This window comes from Massilia sp. CF038 (assembly GCF_900129765.1).
GTDB lineage: Bacteria > Pseudomonadota > Gammaproteobacteria > Burkholderiales > Burkholderiaceae_D > Telluria_A.
On the sequence record NZ_FQWU01000003.1, the window covers coordinates 388112 to 407774 of the forward strand.

A 19663-nucleotide genomic window follows, 5' to 3' on the forward strand; every position below is an offset into this window, starting at 1 on the left:
TGCGTGCTATGGGCCCCCGCCTTCGCGAGGGCGATGGGCTGGTGCTTTTTTGTCGACGATGATGACCTTTAATTCAGGTGCCGCCTTGGTGCTTGTGACGACTTGCTCGGCCACGGGCTTGCGGCTGGGCGGCCGGGGATGCTGAAACCAGAACATATTGTCTCCGTTTGCGTGGGTATGTCCACTCCCGGGATATGCGTCTGCCTGCGCCATTTTGCAAGGTGCTAACCCCGTTTTGCGTTGAAGCGCGTTTCATGGTGACATCCATTCACGGAGTCTTCCATGCGTTCCAGCCCCATTTTTGCAGCTTGTTCACTCGTTTTTGCCAGCGCATCCTGCCTGGCCAGTACCGGCGCGCCGGTTACTGCCGTTGTCCTTTATCCGGGCAGCGCCAGCATTACCCGGACCGCCCAGGTGGTGCCGGGCGCGCACGAGGTGGTGCTGACGGGATTGCCGGCCAATTTCGATGTGCAGACCATGCGCGTGTCGGCTTCGGGCGGTTTGCGGGTCGGCGCCGTCACCACGCTTGATGCTGCAGGCAGCCAGGTGCTTAATCCTGCCGAGGCGTCGCTGCGCGACCAGATCGAGGCGCTGAGCGATCAAAAGGCGATGCTGGATGCGCAGGCGGGCGCCGCGCAGATCGTGAAAACGTATCTGGAGCGCCTGAATGCCGGTGGCGAGGGCAGCAAGCCGGCGCCGGTGGCCGATGGCAAGGCGCTGGCGGGTTTGATCGATACGCTGGGCAAGGGCGCCAGCAATGCACTGGTCAAGATTCAGGCAATCGCAGTCCAGCAACGGACCATTGATCTGAAGATCGATGTGCTCAAGCGCGATCTGGCGCGCTTGCAATCGGGCACGCGCGATGCGCGGGCCGTGACGATTGCGCTGGCCGGGGCGCAGGGTGGCACCGTGACGATCAATTACCAGCTCAATAACGCGGGCTGGAAGCCGGGCTACCGCGCCAGCCTGGATTCGGGCGCATCCACCGTGGAGCTGACCAGGATGGCCACGGTGGCCCAGCACACCGGCGAAGACTGGAGCAATGTGCGCCTGACGCTATCCACGGGCCAGCCGCGCCAGTCGCCGACCGGGCGCGTGCCGCAGCCTTGGCTGCTGTCCTGGAGTGTGCCGCAGCCGCAGAAACCGATGCTCGCCGGGATGGCGCGCGCGGCTGCGCCTGCACCCACAGCGCAGCGGGTTGAGATTACCGGCAGCAGCAACAAGCTCGCGCTTGAAGAAGCCATCGATGCCAGTTTCATGACTGAGGTGCAAAGCACGTTTGCGACGGAGTTCCAGGTGCCCGAGCGGGTCAGCCTGGCGTCGGATGGGCGCGCCGTGACGCTTGCGTTGTCGAGCCAGAATTTGCCTGCCAAGCAGTATGTGCGCGTGGCGCCGCGACTGGAGCGCTTCGGCATCATCATGGCCGAGACCACCCGGCCGGACGGCGTGTGGCCGGCTGGCCCATTGCAGCTTTTCCGCGACGGGAACTATGTCGGGGCGACGCACTGGAATCTGCAAGACGGCAAGCGCACCGAGTTTGCGTTCGGGCGCGATGAATTGCTCAACGTGTCGGTCGACGCGGTGGATGGCAAGACCGGCAGCAAGGGCGTGTTTGGCACGCGCAATGCCAAAAACACCGCCGATGTGTTCACCCTCACCAGCCGCCACAGCAAACCGCTGAACCTGTTGGTGCTGGAGTCCTCACCTGTCAGCACCGCCGACGAGATCAAGGTACAGGCCGTGTTTGCGCCCAAGCCGACTGTGACCGCGTGGGAAGACCGGCGCGGCGTGGTGGCCTGGCAGACTTCGATTGCACCTGCCGCCAGCCTGAGCTTCCAGGTTGAGTACCAGATCGAGTATCCGAAAGACGGCGTGCTGGTCGGCCTGCGTTAAACGGCCAATGGCGCCAGGTACGCGTGCAGATTCGCGCGCCGCGCGCGAAAACACGTGGCGAAATCGGCGCTTATCGCACTTGCTGCGCGCGAAATCGTGCCCGTTTCGCGGGCTTGCGCCGACAAATCGTGCGTTTGCCCGGAGTTTTGGCGTTTTTCGGGCGCGCGCCGATTTTTCGCCTCCCAGGTGGAGGCGCCAGCGGGCCGGTCTCAGGGTTGGGCGGCGCGCGGGTTCCAGCGGTAATGGCCGGTCAGCGGGTAGTCGAACAGGACGTTCTCTTCGCGCGTGCCAGCGCCGATGTTGTGGATGACCATGGGCGCGCCGGTCCAGGCGCGCTGGTCGGACACGATGCCGATGTGTGGCAGATTGCCGGGCAACATCCAGGTAACGACGTCGCCGGCGCGGTAATCGCGGCCGTCGCGGGTGACTGGCAGGCTGCCGCCCTGGCGCTTGAAGAATGCTTGCAGATTGGGGACGCGGCGATGATCGATATTGCTGTCGCGTGCCTTCAGCTGCCACAGTTTGGGATAAGCAGCCCAGTCCCGTCCCATGTCCTCGTGCACCAGCGCCTGCAGGTCATGGCCGAGCTTACGATAGGCGCGGATCACGACGTCGGTGCACACGCCACGCTCCTGCGGCACGTCGCCGTTCGGGTAGGCGATCTTTTCGTAGCGCGGGTTGTAGCTGACGGTGACGCCGATCTGGGTGCGCGCGGCGGTCACCAGGTTGCTGCTGCCCTGTGCCAGCGCCAGTGCAGGCATGGCGATCAGGGCGAGGATCAGGGAGCGAACGGCAGTGGCAAGTGTCATGCGTATCTAGCAAGCAATTTATAGAAGGGTGATAATGGCATGCTACGCCCAATGCATAAAGGAATCCATCTCATGAGCACGCAAAAAACCTATACACCCGAAGCGATGAACCAGTTTGGCGCCACCAGCCTGCCTGGCCACATGGGCATTGAAATCACGCGGGTATCGGAAGGCGAAGTGGCGGCGCGGATCGAGATCAAGCCGCATTTGCTGGCGCCGAATGGTTTTCTGCACGCCGGCACCGTGATCACGCTGGCCGATACGGCGGCCGGTTACGCCTGCGTGGCCAATCTGCCGGAAGGCGCCAACAATTTCACCACCATCGAGCTCAAGTCGAACCATCTGGGCACGGCGCGCGAAGGCGCGATTTGCTGCGTCGCCAAAGCGGCGCATCTGGGCCGCACCACCCAGGTGTGGGACGTGGTGGTGAGCAACGAGGCGAATGGCAAGACCATTGCCCTGTTCCGCTGCACGCAAATGATCCTGTATCCGAAATAGTGTAAATTTGCGGGATGACTACTTCTCTCGCCAAATTGGTCGGTGCCGGCATGCTGGCTATGGCCACTCTCGGGGCGGCGCACGCGGCCGATGACGCCACCTTTCAGGGGCTGGGCGGCAAGGCCGGCATCAAGAAGATTGTTGCGACATTCATTCCGCTGATACAGGCCGATCCGCGCATCAAGGAATCGTTCACCGATATCGACATGAAGAACCTGGCGCTGCGGCTGGAAGAGCAGTTTTGCGTGCTCAGCGGCGGCCCTTGCGAATACAAGGGCAAGGACATGAAAGAGATCCATGACGGCCTGAACATCACCAATGCCCAGTTCAATGCCCTGGCCGAAGATTTGCAGATCGCCATGGAACAAGTGGGGATCGCGTCGCGCTACCAGAACAAGCTGGTGGCCAAGCTGGCTCCCATGCAGCGCGACATCGTGACCAAGTAAGCGCCGCGCTTACAGTCTTACCCAGTTCCCTTTGTAGATGATCGGGCCGGTCGGTCCGTTTGGATTGGGCGAGCCGCCCTTCGGTTCAAGCGTGACCGCCAGCAGCATCACGTCGCCGCTGAGTGCGGTATCAGGCAGCTTGAATTTGCCGCGGTTGCCGGCCAGCACACCCAGCGAACGGGGGTTGCCCGACTTGGGCACCGCCCACAGTTCCAGGCTCTTGTCCGCGGCAATTTGCGCGTTGGTGATCAGGCGCATGTCGAGCGTATGGTTGCGCGTGTCCGCCGTGACCAGCATGGCGGCCTGGGCCTTGTCATCGTTCAGGGTGGCCACATACGCAATCTTGCTGTTGTCGTCAGGTGCCTTGTTCATGACCACGACCAGCAACAACGCTGCCAGTCCGCTGGAGGCAATGCCCAGCCCGCGCCAGAAGGCGATATTTTCCTTGATCCAGTATTCCCAGCCTGTTGCGCGTGCCTTCAGGTTGAGGCGGCGCTCAATGCCGGTCCAGACCGACTTTGGCGGCTGTACGCTGCCGGCAAACTCGGCCATGGGGCTGAGCCGCTGCTGCCATTGCGCGGTGATGTTGCGCAAGTCGGCATCCTGGAACATCCAGCCTTCAAAGCGGCGGCGCGCGCCACCGCGCAGGGTGCCCAGCACGTATTCGGCTGCCAGTTTTTCGCGCAAGGCGACGTTATTTCGGATGTTCATGCTTGCTCCCGTTTCGCCAGGCAGGTGCGCAGCTTGTCCAGGCTGCGCCGAATCCAGGTTTTGACGGTACCAACTGGTAGCTTCATGTGCTCGGCCACTTCGCTATGCGACAGGTCGTGGTAAAAAGCCAGGGCCACCACTTGCCGATGCATGCCTTCGAGGGCGGACATGCACCAGGCCAGCGCCTTGGCGTCGCCTGTCATTTGCAGCGCCTCGATGGGCGTTGCCTGCGGATCCTGTAGAGCATTCATGACTTCGCTATCAAACTGTTCCGCGTCAATTTCAACCGAGACGTCGCTGCGCCGGAGGTGGTCGAAAGCCTTGTTGCGAACAATGGTGGCCATCCAGGTCATCGGTGCGGCAAGATGACTTTGGTAGGAGGCTGCATTGTTCCAGACAGCGACGAAACTCTCCTGCAACACTTCCTCGGCGAGCTCACGCTTATGCAATATACGCAAAGCGAAGCCAAACAGTTTCGGGGAAGTTGCATCGTATAAAGAACGGAAGGCGGCAGCGTCCCGTTTGCCAGCTGCGTGCAGCCAGGATTTGAGTTGCTGCGGGTCGAGCGGTTTTTGATCGTTGGACACTGCGAGCCTTGGTGTTGGGGTTCTCAATTACCGCGCATCGGCGCGGTTGCGCAGGTTGAGGTTATCGTAGATACGTACCCAAATACAACATTATTATTTGCGAAAAAATGCAAAATAGTTGAATCCGATTGCCATCGGCCTGCGTACACCATGTGGCGATGGGACAAAACGCCCGGATGTTTCGTTTGATTACGAACGCGCGCAGGCAAGCGACCGGATAGCGGTATCCGGCGGCAGCGGGGGCAATGGGATGGGGAGCAGGAACCGCAAGCCAGGTATCAGCTTGCCAGTTCCTTTTGCAGGAGAAGGTGCAGCGCTTTGAAGTCGGGCTCGCCGACATAGCGCTTGATAATCTTGCCGTTCTTGTCGATCAGATAGGTGGTGGGCGTGAGCGTGACGTCGTTGAAGGCTTTGGCGATGTCGCCGCCGCTGTCGAGCGCCACCGTGAACGGCAGTTTGCGCGTCTCGGTAAAGTTGATCACGTAATTGGGCGGGTCGTACTTCATGGCGACGGCGACAAATTCCAGGCCCTGGCCTTTGAACTTGTTGTAGGTATCGACCATCTGCGGCATTTCTTTCACGCAGGTGGTGCACGAGGTGGCCCAGAAGTTGACCATCACCACCTTGCCGCGGAGGCTGTCCAGGCCGATCTTTTGCCCTTGCAAATTAATGAAGGTGACTTGCGGCGCGGCTGGCGCGGGTGCGCGGCCCAGCGACAGGTAGGCACCGACAGTCAGCGCCGCCACCACCACGCCGATGACAGCCGGCTTGATCCAGTTTGCGCGTGGGGTGTCTTCTTTTGACATGGCGGTTACAGCGCGACGCTACCCGTGTTGGGCGAAATGGCGCGCATTTCTTCCTCGGTAATGTATTCGAACATCTTGACCACTTTGGCCACGCCGGACACGCCGCGCGCCACATCGGAAGCGACCTGGCCTTCGCGTTCGGTCACACGGCCCATCAGGTAGACCACGCCGCGCTCGGTGACCACCTTGAAGGAGGTGGCGGAAATGGTCTTCATGTCGACCAGGCTGGCTTTGACCTTGGTGGTGATCAGGGCGTCGTTCGAGCGCGAGGTGTAGCTGGCGGGGCCGGCCACTTCGAGTTCGTTGGCAACCGACAGCACGCCGTCGATGGCTTTGACTTCGCGCGCCACGCGGGCCTTGGTTTCCTCGTCCTTGACTTCGCCGGTCAGCAAGACCATGCGGTTGAAGCTGTTGGCGTTGACGTGGGCGTCGGGGCCGGCGATTTTCGGCACGCGCAGGTCGGCCTTGATCGAAATCGATTTGTCGTCGGCTTGCGCGCCCAGCGTGCGGCGGTCGGTGGCGGCGGCGCCAGCGGCAACGGCGCCACCGACGACCAGGCCCACGCAACCGCTCAGGCTACCCATCAGGGCCGCCACCAGGATGGCTTGCGCGCCACGGCGCAGAACAGGGTGATCGAAATTATTCATTGGCATCTCCTCCGAACAAGGCGACGTCGATCCCGTCGCAAATGGCATGGATGGTCACCAGGTGGACTTCCTGGATGCGCGCGGTGCGCGTGTGCGGGACGCAGATGTTCACATCCGCATCGGTCAGCATCTTGGCCAGCGCGCCGCCGTCTTTACCGGTCAACAGGACGATGCGCATTTCGCGCTCGAGCGCCGCTTCGACTGCCGCCAGCACGTTGGCCGAATTGCCGGAAGTGGAAATGGCCAGCAAGATATCGCCAGCCTGGCCAAAGGCCTGGACCTGCTTGGAGAAAATCTCTTTGTAGCTGTAATCGTTGCCGACCGCGGTCAGGATCGAGGTATCAGTGGTCAGCGCCATGGCGGGCAGCGGGAAGCGCTCGCGCTCGAAGCGGCCGACCAGCTCAGCGGCAAAATGCTGGCAGTCGGCAGCCGAGCCGCCATTGCCGCAAGCAAGAATCTTGTTTCCGTTGGACAGGGCGCCGAACATCAGTTCGATTGCCTCGCCGATCGGGTGGGCCAGAGCAGCCGCCGACTGGATCTTCAGTTCGGCGCTCTCGTGAAAGTGTGCAAGGATGCGTTGAGTATTCATAGTTGGGATTATAGTGCAACGGCCATGGAGGCCGGGCAAGAGCACTTAAATATGCTTACACTTGGACGGCGTCGCGCAGCCAGGCCAGATGGGGGCCGTCAATGGCAACCACGTCAATACGGCAGGGCGGCATGCGGGGAAAGCGTTGCAGGTAGCATTCGGCAGCGCGCACCAGGCGGCGGATCTTGGCGGGGGTGATGCTGGCGGCGGCGCCGCCGTGGCTGGCGCCGGCGCGCTGGCGCACTTCGACAAACACCCAGCAGGGGCCGTCGCGCAGAATGAGGTCGATTTCGCCCAGTTTGCAGCGAAAATTGGTTTCCACCAGGCGCAAGCCCTGCGCCAGCAGGTAGTCGAGGGCCCGGTTTTCGCCGGCCTGGCCCTGTTGTTGCCTGGCGCTTTGCCTGGCGGGCGCCATGTCAGCGCTTTTTGTCAGCCAGGCGGTAGGCGCCGCCCTGCACCACCACACCGGTTTCGGTGCGGGTGAAGCGGCTGTTGCCCTGGCCGAAGCTGAAGGTCAGGCGGCCCGTGACCCCGTCCAGCTTGACTGGACCTGTTGGCTTAAGTGCAACTTCGCGGGCGATGCGGAAGGCATCGATGCCCAGCGCGTAAAGACGGTCCAGGTCGGGCGAATTGCTTTCGGTCAGCGCACGCGGATAGACCATGACAGCGGGATTGTCCGGCTGCACCTTCCAGGGCATGTCCAGCAGGCGCACGCCGTCCAGTTCGGCCAGCGAGGCACCGAGTTCGTTGCCAGGATTGACCGAGGCGGTGCCGTAGACAGGGATGGTGGCGCCCAGGGCCCCGCGCACCTGCTTGAGCTGGGCCGGGTCGAGGGCCGCAAAGACAAGGCCGGGCGGTTCGCTCTCGACGCGGGTTTTCAGCTGGCTGAGGCCGGATTCGTGCAGATATCCGCTGGACACCGGGACTTCCAGGGTTTGGGCGACGTTGCCCAGCTGCTGCCATTTGGCCGAAAACGCCGCGGCAATGCGCCGCTGCCAGGGCGTGGTGCCGGTCACCACCAGCGCGCTCACCTTGGGGCGCTCGGCCGCAGCCCACTGGGCCACCTGGCGGGCCTGCTCTTCGATGGACAGGCCAATGACCAGCATATTCGGCGGAATCGGATTGCTGGCCGCGCCACCTTCGGGGTGGTTGAGCGCAATGGTGGGTTTGGACACGCTGCCGCTGGACGCAATGATGGACACGGCCGGGCGCGCCAGGGGGCCGACGATGAGGTCGTTTTCTTTGACGGCCGCGAGGTAAGCATCCAGCGCGTCTTCGGCGCCGTCGCCTGTTTCGATGAGGTTGACCACGAAGCCGGCACGGTCGCGCTCGTAGCCGGCCATGAAGCCGTCGCGCAGGGCCTGGGCCGGGGCGCGCAGCGCGTCCGAGCGCAGCGGCAGCATGAGCCCGATGCGGATGGCATTGGCGGCCGGGGCAGCTGCCTGGCCGGACTGGTCAGGCTGGTCGATGGGCATGGTCTGGACCGAGGGCACCACTGGCCTGGCGGCAGGGGCAGCGATGACAGCCGGCGCCGGGCGCACCAGGGCATCGGCGCGCGGATGGGCGGTGGCGGCGCTTGTGTTTGCACCGTCGGGCGCGCACAATCGGCCCGGCGCATCGCAGGGCGTACTGCAGGCGTTCAGAAAAGTCAGCGCAGCAGCGGCCAGCACGCCGTTTAACATTTTTATTGGCATTACACCCCCAAATGACAGAACAACAGTCCAGTCCGATCGCTCAGCTTCCCGTCATGGGCGAGGCGGCACAGCAGTCCTATCCTACCGCAACCCTGTACATTGTGGCCACTCCGATCGGGAATGTGACCGATATCAGCGTGCGCGCCCTGCACGTGCTGGGGATGGTGGATGCGGTGGCGTGCGAAGACACGCGCAATACCGGCAATCTGCTGACCCGTTTCGGTCTGTCGCGCCCCATGATCGCGGCGCACCAGCATAACGAGCGCGAAGTGGCCGACAAGATCATCACGCGCTTGCTGGCCGGCGAGCGGATTGCGCTGGTGTCGGATGCGGGCACGCCTGGCGTATCCGATCCTGGTGCGCGCATTGTGGACGCAGTACGGGCGGCCGGCTTGAAGGTGGTACCAGTGCCTGGCGCCTCGGCGGCGGTGACGGCGCTGTCGGCCAGTGGGCTGGTCAACGACCAGTTCTACTTTGTCGGTTTTTTGCCGGCCAAGGCCAAGCAGCGCGAAAGCGCCTTGCAGCAGTTGCTGACCGTGAGTGCGACCTTGGTGCTGTATGAAGCGCCGCACCGGATTGTCGATTGCGTGGAAGCGCTGGCAGCGGTGTTCCCGCTCGAGCGGCAGATTGTGTTTGCGCGCGAACTGACCAAGTTGTTCGAGGAGATCCATCGCTGCCCGCTGGCCGAGGCGCTGGCTTGGGTGAAGGCCGACGCGCATCGCGAAAAAGGGGAATTTGTGGTGCTGGTCGAAGGCGCGGCGGCTGGCAGCGATGCCGAAGAAGCGGAAGCGGAACGGATTCTGGGGATTTTGCTGGCCGAGTGCTCGGTCAAGCAGGCGGCCAACCTGACGGCGCAGATCACGGGGCGTAAAAAGAACGCGCTGTATGAGCGCGCGCTCCAGCTCAAGGGCGCGGCTGACGACTGACCGAATTTATTTTGGGCGCGCCCTTGACCGGACTCGCGCCAACCGTTATGATTCTGGTCCTCGGAGTGTGGCGCAGTCCGGTAGCGCACCTGGTTTGGGACCAGGGGGTCCAAGGTTCGAATCCTTGTACTCCGACCAGTATTTCATGAAACCCGTATGTCCTTTGGATGTGCGGGTTTTTTGTTTTTGCGGCGCGCGTGGCGGTTTTGATACATCGTCCTCGCGCAGGTGCCGGCGCGAGGACGACGATGTCAGGTGAGTTTTTTGGCGGCCAGGGCGTTGCCGGCCCGGCTGGCGCCCTTGCGGCCCAGGTGCTGCGAAATGAACTGGCCCGCGTCGACCACCAGGTCCAGATCGACCCCTGTCTCAATACCCAGACCATTCATCAGATACAGTACATCTTCGGTGGCCACGTTGCCGGTCGCGCCCTTGGCGTACGGGCAGCCGCCCAGGCCTGACACCGAGGAATGGAAGATCGACACGCCAATCTCCAGACTCGCATAGATATTGGCCAGCGCCTGGCCGTAGGTATCGTGGAAGTGGCCTGAAATGCGGTCAAGGTGGAAGGCACCAGCCGCGCGCAGCATCACGGCCTGCGTCTTGCGGGCGGTGGACACGCCAATGGTGTCGGCGATATCGAGTTCGTCGCAACCCAGGTCGCGCATGCGCCCTACTACATCGGCCACGGCGTCGAGAGGCACTTCGCCCTGATACGGGCAGCCGAACGCGCAGCTGATCGAGCCACGCAGGCGCAGGCCATGTTCCTTGGCAGCTTTGGCCACGCTTTCGAAGCGGGCGATCGATTCGGCGATCGAACAGTTGATGTTCTTTTGCGAGAACGCTTCCGAGGCCGAGCCGAAGATCACCACTTCCTGCGCGCCGGCCGCCAGTGCCGCCTCGAACCCCTGCATGTTCGGCGTGAGTGCCGAATACAGCGTGCCCGGGCGGCGCGTGATGCCTGCCATGACTTCGGCGCTGGTGGCCATCTGCGGCACCCACTTGGGCGAGACGAAGGACGCCGCTTCAATGTTCTGGAAACCAGCTTGCGACAGACGGTTCACCAGCTCGATCTTGACGGCGGCAGGCACGGATTCTTTTTCGTTTTGCAGGCCGTCGCGCGGGCCGACTTCGACGATTTTGACTTTGCGGGGCAGCGTAGCGTCGCTCATGATTTTTCCTTGATGGTTAAGCGTATTAGGTGGCAGCGGGAGGCAGGACCAAAGAGGCAACGAAACCCAGCCACAGCAGCATACAGATGACGATCCAGACGTAATTTGCGGCGGTCAGCCTGGCATTGCCGGCGCCGTGCGGGTCGCCGCAGGCGCGGTTGATCTGGCCTTGCACTTTGCAGTAATACACCAGCAGCACCAGACCCAGAATAGCCCACAGGGGCGCGGTATAGCTGGCCGCAATGTCGCGAGACCATAGCCGGTCGACCACTCCCCATGCCACAATCAGTGCGATCATGATGCCGGCATCGGTATCGGATTTCCAATTGAGCGGGCGTCCCTGGGCGTCGGCATATTCGTTCGCCTCGCGCAGCAGGTCGTGCAAAAAAAAGATCTGGAAAATCGCGCGCGCGGGTGGCCATTCCTGCCCGTCCGGATGGTGATTCTTGTAGCAACGCCAGTTCTTGTAGTTCCAATACACCGTGTAGTAGCCGGCCGTGACCAGAAACATGATGCACAATTTGAGCGGCGACACCACGTAGAAGGCATCTTGCAGGCGCGGTGGGGCCGGCGGCTTCTCGAAGCTTGCTGCGGGCGGGGCGTAGGGTGCGTCTTCCATGTCAATAGCCGCGCTGCCGGTCAACGACATCGGCGATGGGTTCACCGCGTTCGAACGCCAGCAGTTTGGCGCTGATCTGTTCAATGCTTTCGCGGCGCAGCGTGAGCGCCGAGATGTGCGGGGTAATCGTAATCTTCGGCTCGTCCCAGAACGGGTGCGGCGCCGGCAGCGGCTCGTTGCGGAACACGTCGAGCGTGGCGCCGGCGATATGACCAGCGCGGATCAACGTGACCAGATCCGGCTCGGCGACCAGGGCGCCGCGCGCCACGTTGATCAGGTACGCGCCTTGGGGCAGCAGCGACAGGCGGCTGCGGTCGAGCAGGTTGGTGGTCTCGGGCGTGAGCGGCAGCAGGCAGACCAGTACGCGGGTGCCGCGCAAAAAGTCGTCAAGCTGGGCGCTGCCGGCGAAGCATTCGACGCCCTCAATTTGCTTTGCCGTGCGGCTCCAGCCACGCAGGGGGAAGCCGAACGAGGCCAGCGCATCAAGCACGCGCTTGCCCAGCACACCGGTGCCCAGGACGCCGACCGTGAAGTCGGCCTTGTCGTGCTGCGGCAGCTGCTTCCAGATGCCGCGCCGGGCCTGCTGGTCGTATTCGTCCAGGCGGCGGTAATAGCGCAGCACCGCATGCGACACGTATTCGGCCATCTGGATCGCCATGCCGGCGTCGCCCAGGCGAATCACCGGAACCGGGGGCAGCGCTTCGCTGTATTTCAGGATGCCGTCGGCGCCCGCGCCCGTCAGGAAAATGGCTTTGACGTGCTGCAGTTCGGGCAGCAAGGCGACCGGGGGCGACCACAGGACGGCGTAGTCGCATGGCGCGATGGGAACGCCTTCCTGCCAGACGATGATCTGCGCCTGCGGCAGGCAGGCTGCAAAATCAGCGACCCAGGGATCGGTGATGCCGTCGGCGCGGTGCAAAAGAATGCGCATCTTGTCTCCAGTGTCGCGTTTCGTCATCGCCCTCGCGAAGGCGGGGGCCCATGCCACGCATGCTGCAACGTTAAATCATGGATGCTACAGGCCCCCGCCTTCGCGAGGGCGATGTACTGGTCAGGCGGCTTTGAAGGCCAGCAGCGGCGCGCCGTCTGCGACCTGATCACCCACCTGGTACAAAATCTCTTCCACCAATCCGTCACCTGGCGCGGCGATGGTATGTTCCATCTTCATCGCTTCCATGATCACGAGCGGGTCGCCCTTCTTCACTTCCTGCCCTTTGGCCGCCAGTACCGCCACCACCTTGCCTGGCATGGGCGCGGTCAGGCGTCCGCCAGCCGCTTCCACTTCGCCGGCATGCGCCATCGGGTCATTGAAGGTGAGCGCAAAATGGCGGCCGCCAGTGAACACGTGGAACACGTCGCCGTCGCGGCGCACGGTGCCATGCAACGAGGTTGCGCCCAGCTTGATGGAAAGGTCAGCCCCATCGCGCGCGGTGACCGACAACTCCACGTCAATCCCGTTGACCGACAAATCCCAGCCATGCGGCCGGTAGGTCAGGCTGACTGCATAGGTTTTGTGCTCGTCGGCGAAACCGAGCTGGCGCTGGTAGGCGCTGTTCATGCGCCAGCCCAGCGCATTGCCCCATGGGTCGGCTGGATTGGCCGATTGTGCCGCGGATGACGCTTTTTCTGCTTCGATCAGCGCCACCGCCGCCAGTGCCAGCGCGCCCACCGGTGCCGATTTCGGCGTCGGGAACAATTCGTCGCTGTTACGCTCGATCAGACCTGTGTCCAGATCGGCGCTGGAAAACGCGCTGCCTTCCACCAGACGCTTAAGGAAGGCGATATTGCTGGCCAGGCCCACCAGCTGGAATTCGGCCAGCGCCTGCGACATGCGCGCGAGGGCCTGGTTGCGGTCCGCGCCCCACACGATCAGCTTGGCGATCATGGGGTCGTAGAACGGCGAAATGGCGTCGCCTTCGCGCACGCCCGAGTCGATACGCACCGCCGCCGGCGCACCTGGGGTGCCGCCCAGTTCAAAACTGACAGCCTGCGGCGTGCCCATATGGCGCAGCGTGCCGATCGAGGGCAGGAAGCCCTTCTCCGGATTTTCGGCATACACGCGCGCTTCAATCGCGTGGCCATTGATGGTCAGTTCCGACTGCATTTTTGGCAGCGGCTGGCCGGCGGCCACGCGCAACTGCCACTCCACCAGGTCGGTCCCGGTAATCATTTCCGTCACCGGGTGCTCCACCTGCAGACGCGTGTTCATCTCCATGAAGTAGAACGAGCCGTCCTGGTTGGCGATGAATTCCACGGTGCCGGCGCCCACGTAGCCCACCGCGCGCGCGGCGGCCACTGCCGCTTCGCCCATGGCGGAGCGGCGTTCCGGCGTCATGCCCGGCGCTGGCGCTTCTTCCAGCACCTTCTGGTGGCGGCGCTGCACCGAGCAGTCGCGCTCGTGCAGGTAGACGCAGTTGCCACGCGTGTCGGCAAACACTTGAATCTCGATGTGGCGTGGGCGCTGCAGATATTTTTCGGCGAGGACCTTGTCGTCGCCAAAGGAGCTGATTGCTTCGCGCTTGCAGGAGGCCAGGGCTGCCTTGAAGTCCTCCGAGCGCTCGATCACGCGCATGCCCTTGCCGCCACCGCCAGCGGAGGCTTTCAGCAGAACCGGGTAGCCGATGCGGTCGCCCTGCTGCTGCAGGAAGTCCGGATCCTGGTTGTCGCCGTGGTAGCCAGGTACCAGCGGCACCTTGGCAGTTTCCATCAGCGATTTGGCGGCCGATTTGGAGCCCATGGCGCGCATGGCCGACGCTGGCGGGCCAATGAAGACCAGGCCCGCTTCGACGCAGGCGTCGGCAAATTCGGCATTCTCGGACAGGAAGCCGTAGCCCGGGTGAACCGCCTGGGCACCGGTGGCCAGTGCCACGGCGATGATGCGGTCGCCGCACAGATAGCTCTCCTTGGCAGCTGCCGGACCAATGAGCACAGCTTCATCGCACACCGCCACATGTTTTGAATTCGCGTCTGCCTCCGAATACACGGCGACAGTCTTGATGCCCATGCGGCGCGCAGTGGCGGCCACACGGCAGGCGATTTCGCCACGGTTGGCGATGAGGATTTTTGTAAACATGGGTCGCTGCCTTATCTCGTTCTTGGTTTTTTGTAGGTCGTTCTCAGCCGCCGCAAGCCGCTTTTGGCGCCGAGTCCAGCGTGGCGGCGCGTGTTACCAGGCCCAGCTTGTTGAGCAGGGCGCGGTCGTCTTCGGCTTCCGGGTTGTCGGTAGTGAGCAGCTTGTCGCCGTAGAAGATGGAATTTGCGCCGGCCAGGAAGCACATGGCTTGCACGGCTTCGCCCATCTGGCGCCGTCCTGCCGACAGGCGCACGCGTGCCTGCGGCATGGTGATGCGGGCCACGGCGATGGTGCGCACGAATTCGAACGGGTCAAGCGGATCGAGGCCGTGCAGCGGCGTGCCTTCGACCTGCACCAGGTGATTGACCGGCACCGATTCCGGATACGGGTTCAGGTTGGCCAGCTGCGCGATCAGGCCGGCGCGCTGCAGGCGCGATTCGCCCATGCCGACGATGCCGCCACAGCAGACCTTCAGGCCGGCGCTGCGCACGCGGCCCAGGGTGTCGAGGCGGTCCTGGTATTCGCGGGTGGAGATCACGTTGTTGTAGAACTCGGGCGCGGTGTCCAGATTGTGGTTGTAGAAGTCCAGGCCCGCGTTTTTCAGACGGTCGGCCTGGCCTTCTTCCAGCATGCCCAGGGTGGCGCAGGTTTCCATGCCCAGCGCTTTGACTTCGCGCACCATCTCTTCGACCTTGTCCATGTCGCGCTCTTTCGGGCTGCGCCAGGCGGCGCCCATGCAAAAGCGCGTGGCGCCGTTGGCCTTGGCCTGCTTGGCCGCGTCAATCACGGTATCGATGTCGAGAATTTTTTTCGCTTCAACGCCGGTGTCGTAACGGGCCGCCTGCGGGCAGTAGCCGCAGTCTTCCTCGCAGCCGCCGGTCTTGATGGACAGCAGGGTCGCCAGTTCCACATCGCCGGCCGGGAAGTGCGCGCGGTGTACCGTTTGCGCCTTGAACATCAGGTCATTGAACGGCAGCTCGAACAGCGCCAGCACATCGGCCAGCGGCCAGGTGGCTGCCTCAGGCAGTTTGATGGCCGCGGCAGGCGGGTGGAAAGAGACGGCGGTAGTTTGAGACATGGTCATTCCTTCTGAGGGTCAGTCGCGCTTGGACGGCCAGCCTGGCAGTCCTGCGAGATCGATAAATTTTGCGGCTTCTGCGGCCGTTGCTTGTTCAAGGTAGGGGATGCGGCCCAGGAGCGGCGCCGGAATCCGTTGTTCGAGCGCGGCGACGTTTTCGTCGGCGAACTGCATGTCGGGATCGATTTCGTTGACCACCCAGCCGGCCAGCACCAGGTCGCGCGTGATGATCGCCTCGATGGTCAGCAGCGCGTGGCTGATGCATCCGAGGCGCAGGCCCACCACCAGGATCACCGGCAGATTGAGCTGTTCGGCCAGCTGGGCGCTGTCGAAATCGTCCGAGAATGGCACCCGGAAGCCGCCCACGCCTTCGACCACCACCGCGTCGGAGGCGGCCGACACTTCGGCATAAGCTGCAATGATGGGCACCGCTTCAATGGTGACACCCTGGCGTGCGGCGGCAATGTGCGGGGCGCAGGCGTCGCGCAGCATGTAGGGTGTGGTGATATTGGCCGGCAGGTGGACATTGCCAGCGGCGATCAGCTGGTCGGCGTCTTCGTTGTGCAGTTCGCCGTCGCGCATGGCGGCACCCGCAGCCACCGGCTTCATGCCGCAGGCACGCACGCCGTTTTCCACCAGCGTGTGCAAAATCGCTGACGACACCAGCGTCTTGCCGATCTCGGTGTCAGTGCCAGTCACAAAGCAGGAGAAACGCATCGGCAGGCCTTCGGCAGCCAGTGCGGGCAGCGGTTCGACCACGGGCGTGGCGACGGCAAGCGGATCGACAGGATCGTTCAGACTCATCGCAATTGCTCCAATTCGTTGATCGCGGCAGCGAGCTGCGCGACTTCTTCATGCGTGTGCGCAGCCGACAGTGTCACGCGCAGGCGCGCCGTTCCCGCCGGGACGGTGGGTGGGCGGATGGCCGGCACCCACAAGCCCATGCCATACAAGCCGGCGCCAATGCGCAGCGCTTCTTCGTTGCTGCCAATGATGATGGGCTGGATCGCGGTGTCGGATTCCATCCGCTGCCAGCGCTTGAGTTTCAGTTCGTGGCCCAGCTGCGCCACCAGCGATTGCAGGTGGGCGCGGCGCGAAGCACCTTCGTCGCTGCCGATGATATCGATACTGGCCAGCAGGGCGTGCGCCAGCGCCGGTGGCGCGGCAGTGGTGTAAATGTAGGGGCGGCCGCGCTGGATCATGGTTTCGATCACGCTGGCATGGGCGGCCACAAAGGCACCGCCTACACCGGCAGCCTTGCCCAGGGTCCCCATGTAGACCAGGTTGGGCGAGCGCAGATTGAAGTGTTCGAGGGCGCCGCGGCCGTGGGCGCCCAGGGTGCCGAAGCCATGTGCGTCGTCGATCACCAGCCAGGCATTGTGCTGTTCGCACAGCGCCAGCAGCTGCGGCAAGGGCGCCAGGTCACCGTCCATGCTGAATACACTGTCAGTCACCACCAGCTTGCTGGTGGCATTGCTGTTGGCCAGCAGCGCGCCCAGCGCTGTCAGATCAGCATGCGGATACACCTTGACGCTGGCGCGGGCCAGGCGGGCACCATCGATCAGCGAGGCGTGGTTGAGCGACTCGGAAAATATCTCGGCATCGCCATCCTGGCCCAGGGTGGTGAGGATCGCCAGATTGGCCATGTAGCCGGTGCAGAACGACAGCGCGCGCGGGGCCACCAGATGGACGCCGACGAATTCGGCAAGGCGGTCTTCCAGCAGCTGGTGGGCCTGGGTGTGGCCGCTGATCAGGTGCGAGGCGCCGCTGCCGGCGCCATATAACGCGGCACCTTCGCGCAGCGCTTCGACCACGCGCGGATGCGCGGCCAGGCCCAGGTAATCGTTGCTGCAAAAGGCCAGCATGGGGCGTCCGCCCACCACCACGCGCGGCGCGCACGCCGTTTCCAGCACGCGCCGGTGGCGCGTGAGGCTTTGCTCGTCAAGTTCGGCCAGCTTGCGGTCGAGGGCGGCAATCATGTCCATCAGGCGTTTCCGATCACCGATTCAAACACCATGCGGGTGCGCTCGGCCAGACCGGCCATTTCGTCGTGGGACAGGATGTACGGCGGCATCAGGTAGACCGTGCGGCCAATGGGGCGCAGCAGCAGCTCGTTTTCCAGCGCGGCGCTGAAGAAGCGGCGCGAGAAGGTCGACGCGCGCGCCGCATCCGGCTCCACCGCGTCAAAGGCCCAGATCATGCCGGCCTGGCGGAAGTGGCGTACCCGTTCGTGCTGCGCCAATGGCGCCATGGCAGCGGTCAGGCTGGCGGCGCGCTGGCGGTTGTTGGCCAGCACGTTGTCGTCCTTGAATATCTGCAGGGTGGCCAGCGCGGCGCGGCAGGCCAGCGGATTGCCGGTATAGGAATGCGAATGCAGAAATCCGCGCGTGACATCCGCGCTGTAGAAAGCCTGGTAGACCTCGTCGCGCGTGAGCACCAGCGAAAGCGGGAGGTAGCCGCCACTGATGCCTTTCGACAGGCACAGGAAGTCGGGCCAGATGCCAGCCTGTTCGCAGGCGAAGAAGGTGCCGGTGCGGCCGCAGCCAACAGCGATTTCGTCGAGGATCAGATGCACGTCGTGGCGGTCGCACAGTTCGCGCACCAGCGTCAGGTACAGCGGATCGTGCATGGCCATGCCGGTGGCGCACTGCACCAGCGGCTCGATGATGATGGCGGCGATCTTGTCGGCCCGTTCCAGGAACAGGTTTTCCACATCTTTGGCGGCACGCCGTGCCACGTCCTGGGCGCTTTCGCCCTCGCCTGCCTGGCGCGCGTCGGGCGACATGACCACACGGGCGGCGCGCAGCAGCGGGCCGTAAGCATCCTTGAACAAGGCCACATCGGTCACGGCCAGCGCGCCGATGGTTTCGCCATGGTAGCTGCCTTTCAGGCAGACGAATTCCTGCTTGTCGGTGCGGCCCGAATTGCGCCACGCGTGAAAGCTCATCTTGAGGGCGATTTCCACCGCCGAGGCGCCGTCGGACGCGTAGAACGCGTGGCCGAGGGTGCGCCCGGTCATGTCGGACAGCTGCTCCGACAGGCGAATCACCGGTTCGTGGGTGAAGCCGGCCAGCATGGCGTGTTCAAGGCGATCGAGCTGGTCCTTGAGGGCCGCATTGATGCGCGGGTTGGCGTGGCCGAACAGATTGACCCACCACGAACTGATGGCGTCCAGATAGCGCTTGCCTTCGTGGTCGTACAGCCAGGCGCCGCGGCCGTGGCTGACCGGAATCAGGGGCACGGTTTCGTGGTGCTGCATCTGCGTGCACGGATGCCATACGCTGCGCAGGCTGCGGTTGACCCAGTCTTGTGGCATGTTCGCCTTCAATCTCAATGCAGCCAGTTTGGCTTGCGCTTTTCGAGGAAGGAGGCCACGCCTTCGCGCCCTTCTTCCGACGAACGGATGTCGGCGATGCGCTCGGCCGTGTCGACTACGAGCGCGCTGTCGACGGTTTTGCCGCTCACGTCGCGCACCAGTACCTTGGCCTGACGTACCGCATTCGGGCTACTGGTGACCAGCGCCTTGACAATGCCAGCCACGGTCGCGTCAAGGACGTCGAGCGCCACCACTTCGTGCACGAAGCCGATGCGATGCGCTTCCTGGGCCGAAAATTTTTCCGCCGTCAGGAAATAGCGGCGCGCGGCGTTTTCGCCCATGGCCTTGATGACGTAAGGCGAAATGGTGGCCGGGATCAAGCCAAGCTTCACTTCCGACAGGCAGAAGGCGACGCCGCTGGCGGACACCGCGATGTCGCAGGCCGCTACCAGGCCCATGCCGCCGGCGTAGCAATCGCCCTGCACCTTGGCGACCACCGGTTTCGGGCACAGGTAGATGGTGCGCAGCATGTCGGCCAGCTTTTCGGCATCGTCGACATTTTCGGCGTAGGTGTAGCCGGCCATCTTCTTCATCCAGTTCAGATCGGCGCCGGCGCAGAAGGCCGGGCCTTTGGCTGCCAGCACAATGGCGCGCACCTCGGCGTTTTCGCCCAGGTCCTTGAAGGCCAGGCCCAGTTCAGCGATGGTGAATTCGTTAAATGCGTTGCGCACGTCCGGGCGATTGAGCGTGATGGTGGCCACACGCTCAACGATGTCGACGGTCAGGGTTTCAAATTGCATCG

At 63.5% G+C, this 19663-nt stretch carries 21 protein-coding genes and 1 tRNA gene; 5 read left to right on the plus strand and 17 right to left on the minus strand.

Features of this window, described 5'->3' with window-relative positions:
- The first annotated feature begins 282 nt into the window (after positions 1-282).
- Positions 283-1893 (plus strand): mucoidy inhibitor MuiA family protein, encoded by a 1611-nt coding sequence (locus BUC24_RS21045; protein ID WP_073221392.1) that lies wholly within the window; start codon positions 283-285, stop codon positions 1891-1893.
- Positions 1894-2102: 209 nt separating this feature from the next.
- On the opposite strand, the gene BUC24_RS21050 is transcribed toward BUC24_RS21045, so the two are convergent.
- The gene (locus BUC24_RS21050) at positions 2103-2702 is read right to left on the minus strand and encodes a DUF1287 domain-containing protein (RefSeq protein WP_143167606.1); all 600 of its coding nucleotides are present in this window, start codon (positions 2700-2702) and stop codon (positions 2103-2105) included.
- 72 nt (positions 2703-2774) lie between these two features.
- Between BUC24_RS21050 and BUC24_RS21055 the strand changes: the two genes are divergently transcribed.
- Positions 2775-3200 carry a PaaI family thioesterase gene (locus BUC24_RS21055; protein WP_073221394.1) on the plus strand — a complete coding sequence of 142 codons (426 nt, stop codon included), beginning with the start codon at positions 2775-2777 and terminating at the stop codon, positions 3198-3200.
- A gap of 14 nt (positions 3201-3214) precedes the next feature.
- The gene (locus BUC24_RS21060) at positions 3215-3646 is read left to right on the plus strand and encodes a group I truncated hemoglobin (RefSeq protein ID WP_073221397.1); all 432 of its coding nucleotides are present in this window, start codon (positions 3215-3217) and stop codon (positions 3644-3646) included.
- Positions 3647-3655: 9 nt separating this feature from the next.
- On the opposite strand, the gene BUC24_RS21065 is transcribed toward BUC24_RS21060, so the two are convergent.
- The 7 genes from BUC24_RS21065 to BUC24_RS21095 form a co-directional block, all read right to left on the minus strand.
- Entirely contained in the window at positions 3656-4357 is a 702-nt protein-coding gene (locus BUC24_RS21065) for an anti-sigma factor (protein WP_073221400.1), read from the minus strand.
- Entirely contained in the window at positions 4354-4944 is a 591-nt protein-coding gene (locus tag BUC24_RS21070; RefSeq protein WP_073221403.1) for a sigma-70 family RNA polymerase sigma factor, read from the minus strand. Before BUC24_RS21070 ends, BUC24_RS21065 begins: the two co-directional genes overlap by 4 nt.
- 278 nt (positions 4945-5222) lie before the next feature.
- Positions 5223-5750 carry a TlpA disulfide reductase family protein gene (locus BUC24_RS21075; protein WP_073221406.1) on the minus strand — a complete coding sequence of 176 codons (528 nt, stop codon included), beginning with the start codon at positions 5748-5750 and terminating at the stop codon, positions 5223-5225.
- A 5-nt stretch (positions 5751-5755) separates the two neighbouring features.
- A complete protein-coding gene (locus tag BUC24_RS21080) occupies positions 5756-6397 on the minus strand; it encodes a BON domain-containing protein (RefSeq protein WP_073221409.1) in 642 nt (213 codons plus the stop codon).
- Positions 6390-6986, minus strand: a complete 597-nt coding sequence (locus BUC24_RS21085) for a phosphoheptose isomerase (protein WP_073221412.1) — start codon at positions 6984-6986, stop codon at positions 6390-6392. The genes BUC24_RS21080 and BUC24_RS21085 overlap by 8 nt, the downstream gene beginning before the upstream one ends.
- Positions 6987-7041: 55 nt before the next feature.
- On the minus strand, positions 7042-7401 hold the full coding sequence (locus tag BUC24_RS21090) for a YraN family protein (RefSeq protein ID WP_073221415.1): 360 nt from the start codon (positions 7399-7401) through the stop codon (positions 7042-7044).
- A gap of 1 nt (position 7402) precedes the next feature.
- Entirely contained in the window at positions 7403-8680 is a 1278-nt protein-coding gene (locus tag BUC24_RS21095; RefSeq protein WP_229448492.1) for a penicillin-binding protein activator, read from the minus strand.
- Between the two features lie 11 nt (positions 8681-8691).
- Here BUC24_RS21095 and rsmI point away from each other — a divergent pair, with 11 nt between their 5' ends.
- Both rsmI and BUC24_RS21105 read left to right on the plus strand, forming a co-directional pair.
- Positions 8692-9606, plus strand: coding sequence for a 16S rRNA (cytidine(1402)-2'-O)-methyltransferase (gene rsmI / locus BUC24_RS21100; RefSeq protein WP_073221424.1), 915 nt, complete (start codon positions 8692-8694; stop codon positions 9604-9606).
- 61 nt (positions 9607-9667) lie between these two features.
- Positions 9668-9744 (plus strand) — tRNA-Pro (locus tag BUC24_RS21105).
- Positions 9745-9857: 113 nt separating this feature from the next.
- Here BUC24_RS21105 and BUC24_RS21110 read toward each other — a convergent pair.
- The 9 genes from BUC24_RS21110 to BUC24_RS21150 form a co-directional block, all read right to left on the minus strand.
- On the minus strand, positions 9858-10775 hold the full coding sequence (locus BUC24_RS21110) for a hydroxymethylglutaryl-CoA lyase (RefSeq protein WP_073221427.1): 918 nt from the start codon (positions 10773-10775) through the stop codon (positions 9858-9860).
- Between the two features lie 25 nt (positions 10776-10800).
- Positions 10801-11394 (minus strand): hypothetical protein, encoded by a 594-nt coding sequence (locus BUC24_RS21115; protein ID WP_073221709.1) that lies wholly within the window; start codon positions 11392-11394, stop codon positions 10801-10803.
- Position 11395: 1 nt separating this feature from the next.
- Complete coding sequence (locus BUC24_RS21120) at positions 11396-12325, minus strand: 2-hydroxyacid dehydrogenase (protein ID WP_073221431.1); 930 nt, start codon at positions 12323-12325, stop codon at positions 11396-11398.
- Positions 12326-12445: 120 nt separating this feature from the next.
- Positions 12446-14467 (minus strand): acetyl/propionyl/methylcrotonyl-CoA carboxylase subunit alpha, encoded by a 2022-nt coding sequence (locus BUC24_RS21125; protein WP_073221434.1) that lies wholly within the window; start codon positions 14465-14467, stop codon positions 12446-12448.
- Positions 14468-14510: 43 nt separating this feature from the next.
- A complete protein-coding gene (gene bioB, locus BUC24_RS21130) occupies positions 14511-15545 on the minus strand; it encodes a biotin synthase BioB (RefSeq protein ID WP_073221437.1) in 1035 nt (344 codons plus the stop codon).
- 18 nt (positions 15546-15563) lie between these two features.
- Positions 15564-16349: a dethiobiotin synthase gene (gene bioD, locus BUC24_RS21135; RefSeq protein WP_073221440.1), complete on the minus strand. Its 786-nt coding sequence runs from the start codon at positions 16347-16349 to the stop codon at positions 15564-15566.
- Positions 16346-17530: an 8-amino-7-oxononanoate synthase gene (gene bioF / locus BUC24_RS21140; RefSeq protein WP_073221443.1), complete on the minus strand. Its 1185-nt coding sequence runs from the start codon at positions 17528-17530 to the stop codon at positions 16346-16348. Before bioF ends, bioD begins: the two co-directional genes overlap by 4 nt.
- On the minus strand, positions 17530-18861 hold the full coding sequence (gene bioA, locus BUC24_RS21145) for an adenosylmethionine--8-amino-7-oxononanoate transaminase (RefSeq protein WP_073221711.1): 1332 nt from the start codon (positions 18859-18861) through the stop codon (positions 17530-17532). The genes bioF and bioA overlap by 1 nt, the downstream gene beginning before the upstream one ends.
- Before the next feature lie 14 nt (positions 18862-18875).
- Complete coding sequence (locus tag BUC24_RS21150) at positions 18876-19661, minus strand: enoyl-CoA hydratase/isomerase family protein (RefSeq protein ID WP_073221445.1); 786 nt, start codon at positions 19659-19661, stop codon at positions 18876-18878.
- Between the last annotated feature and the right edge of the window lie 2 nt (positions 19662-19663).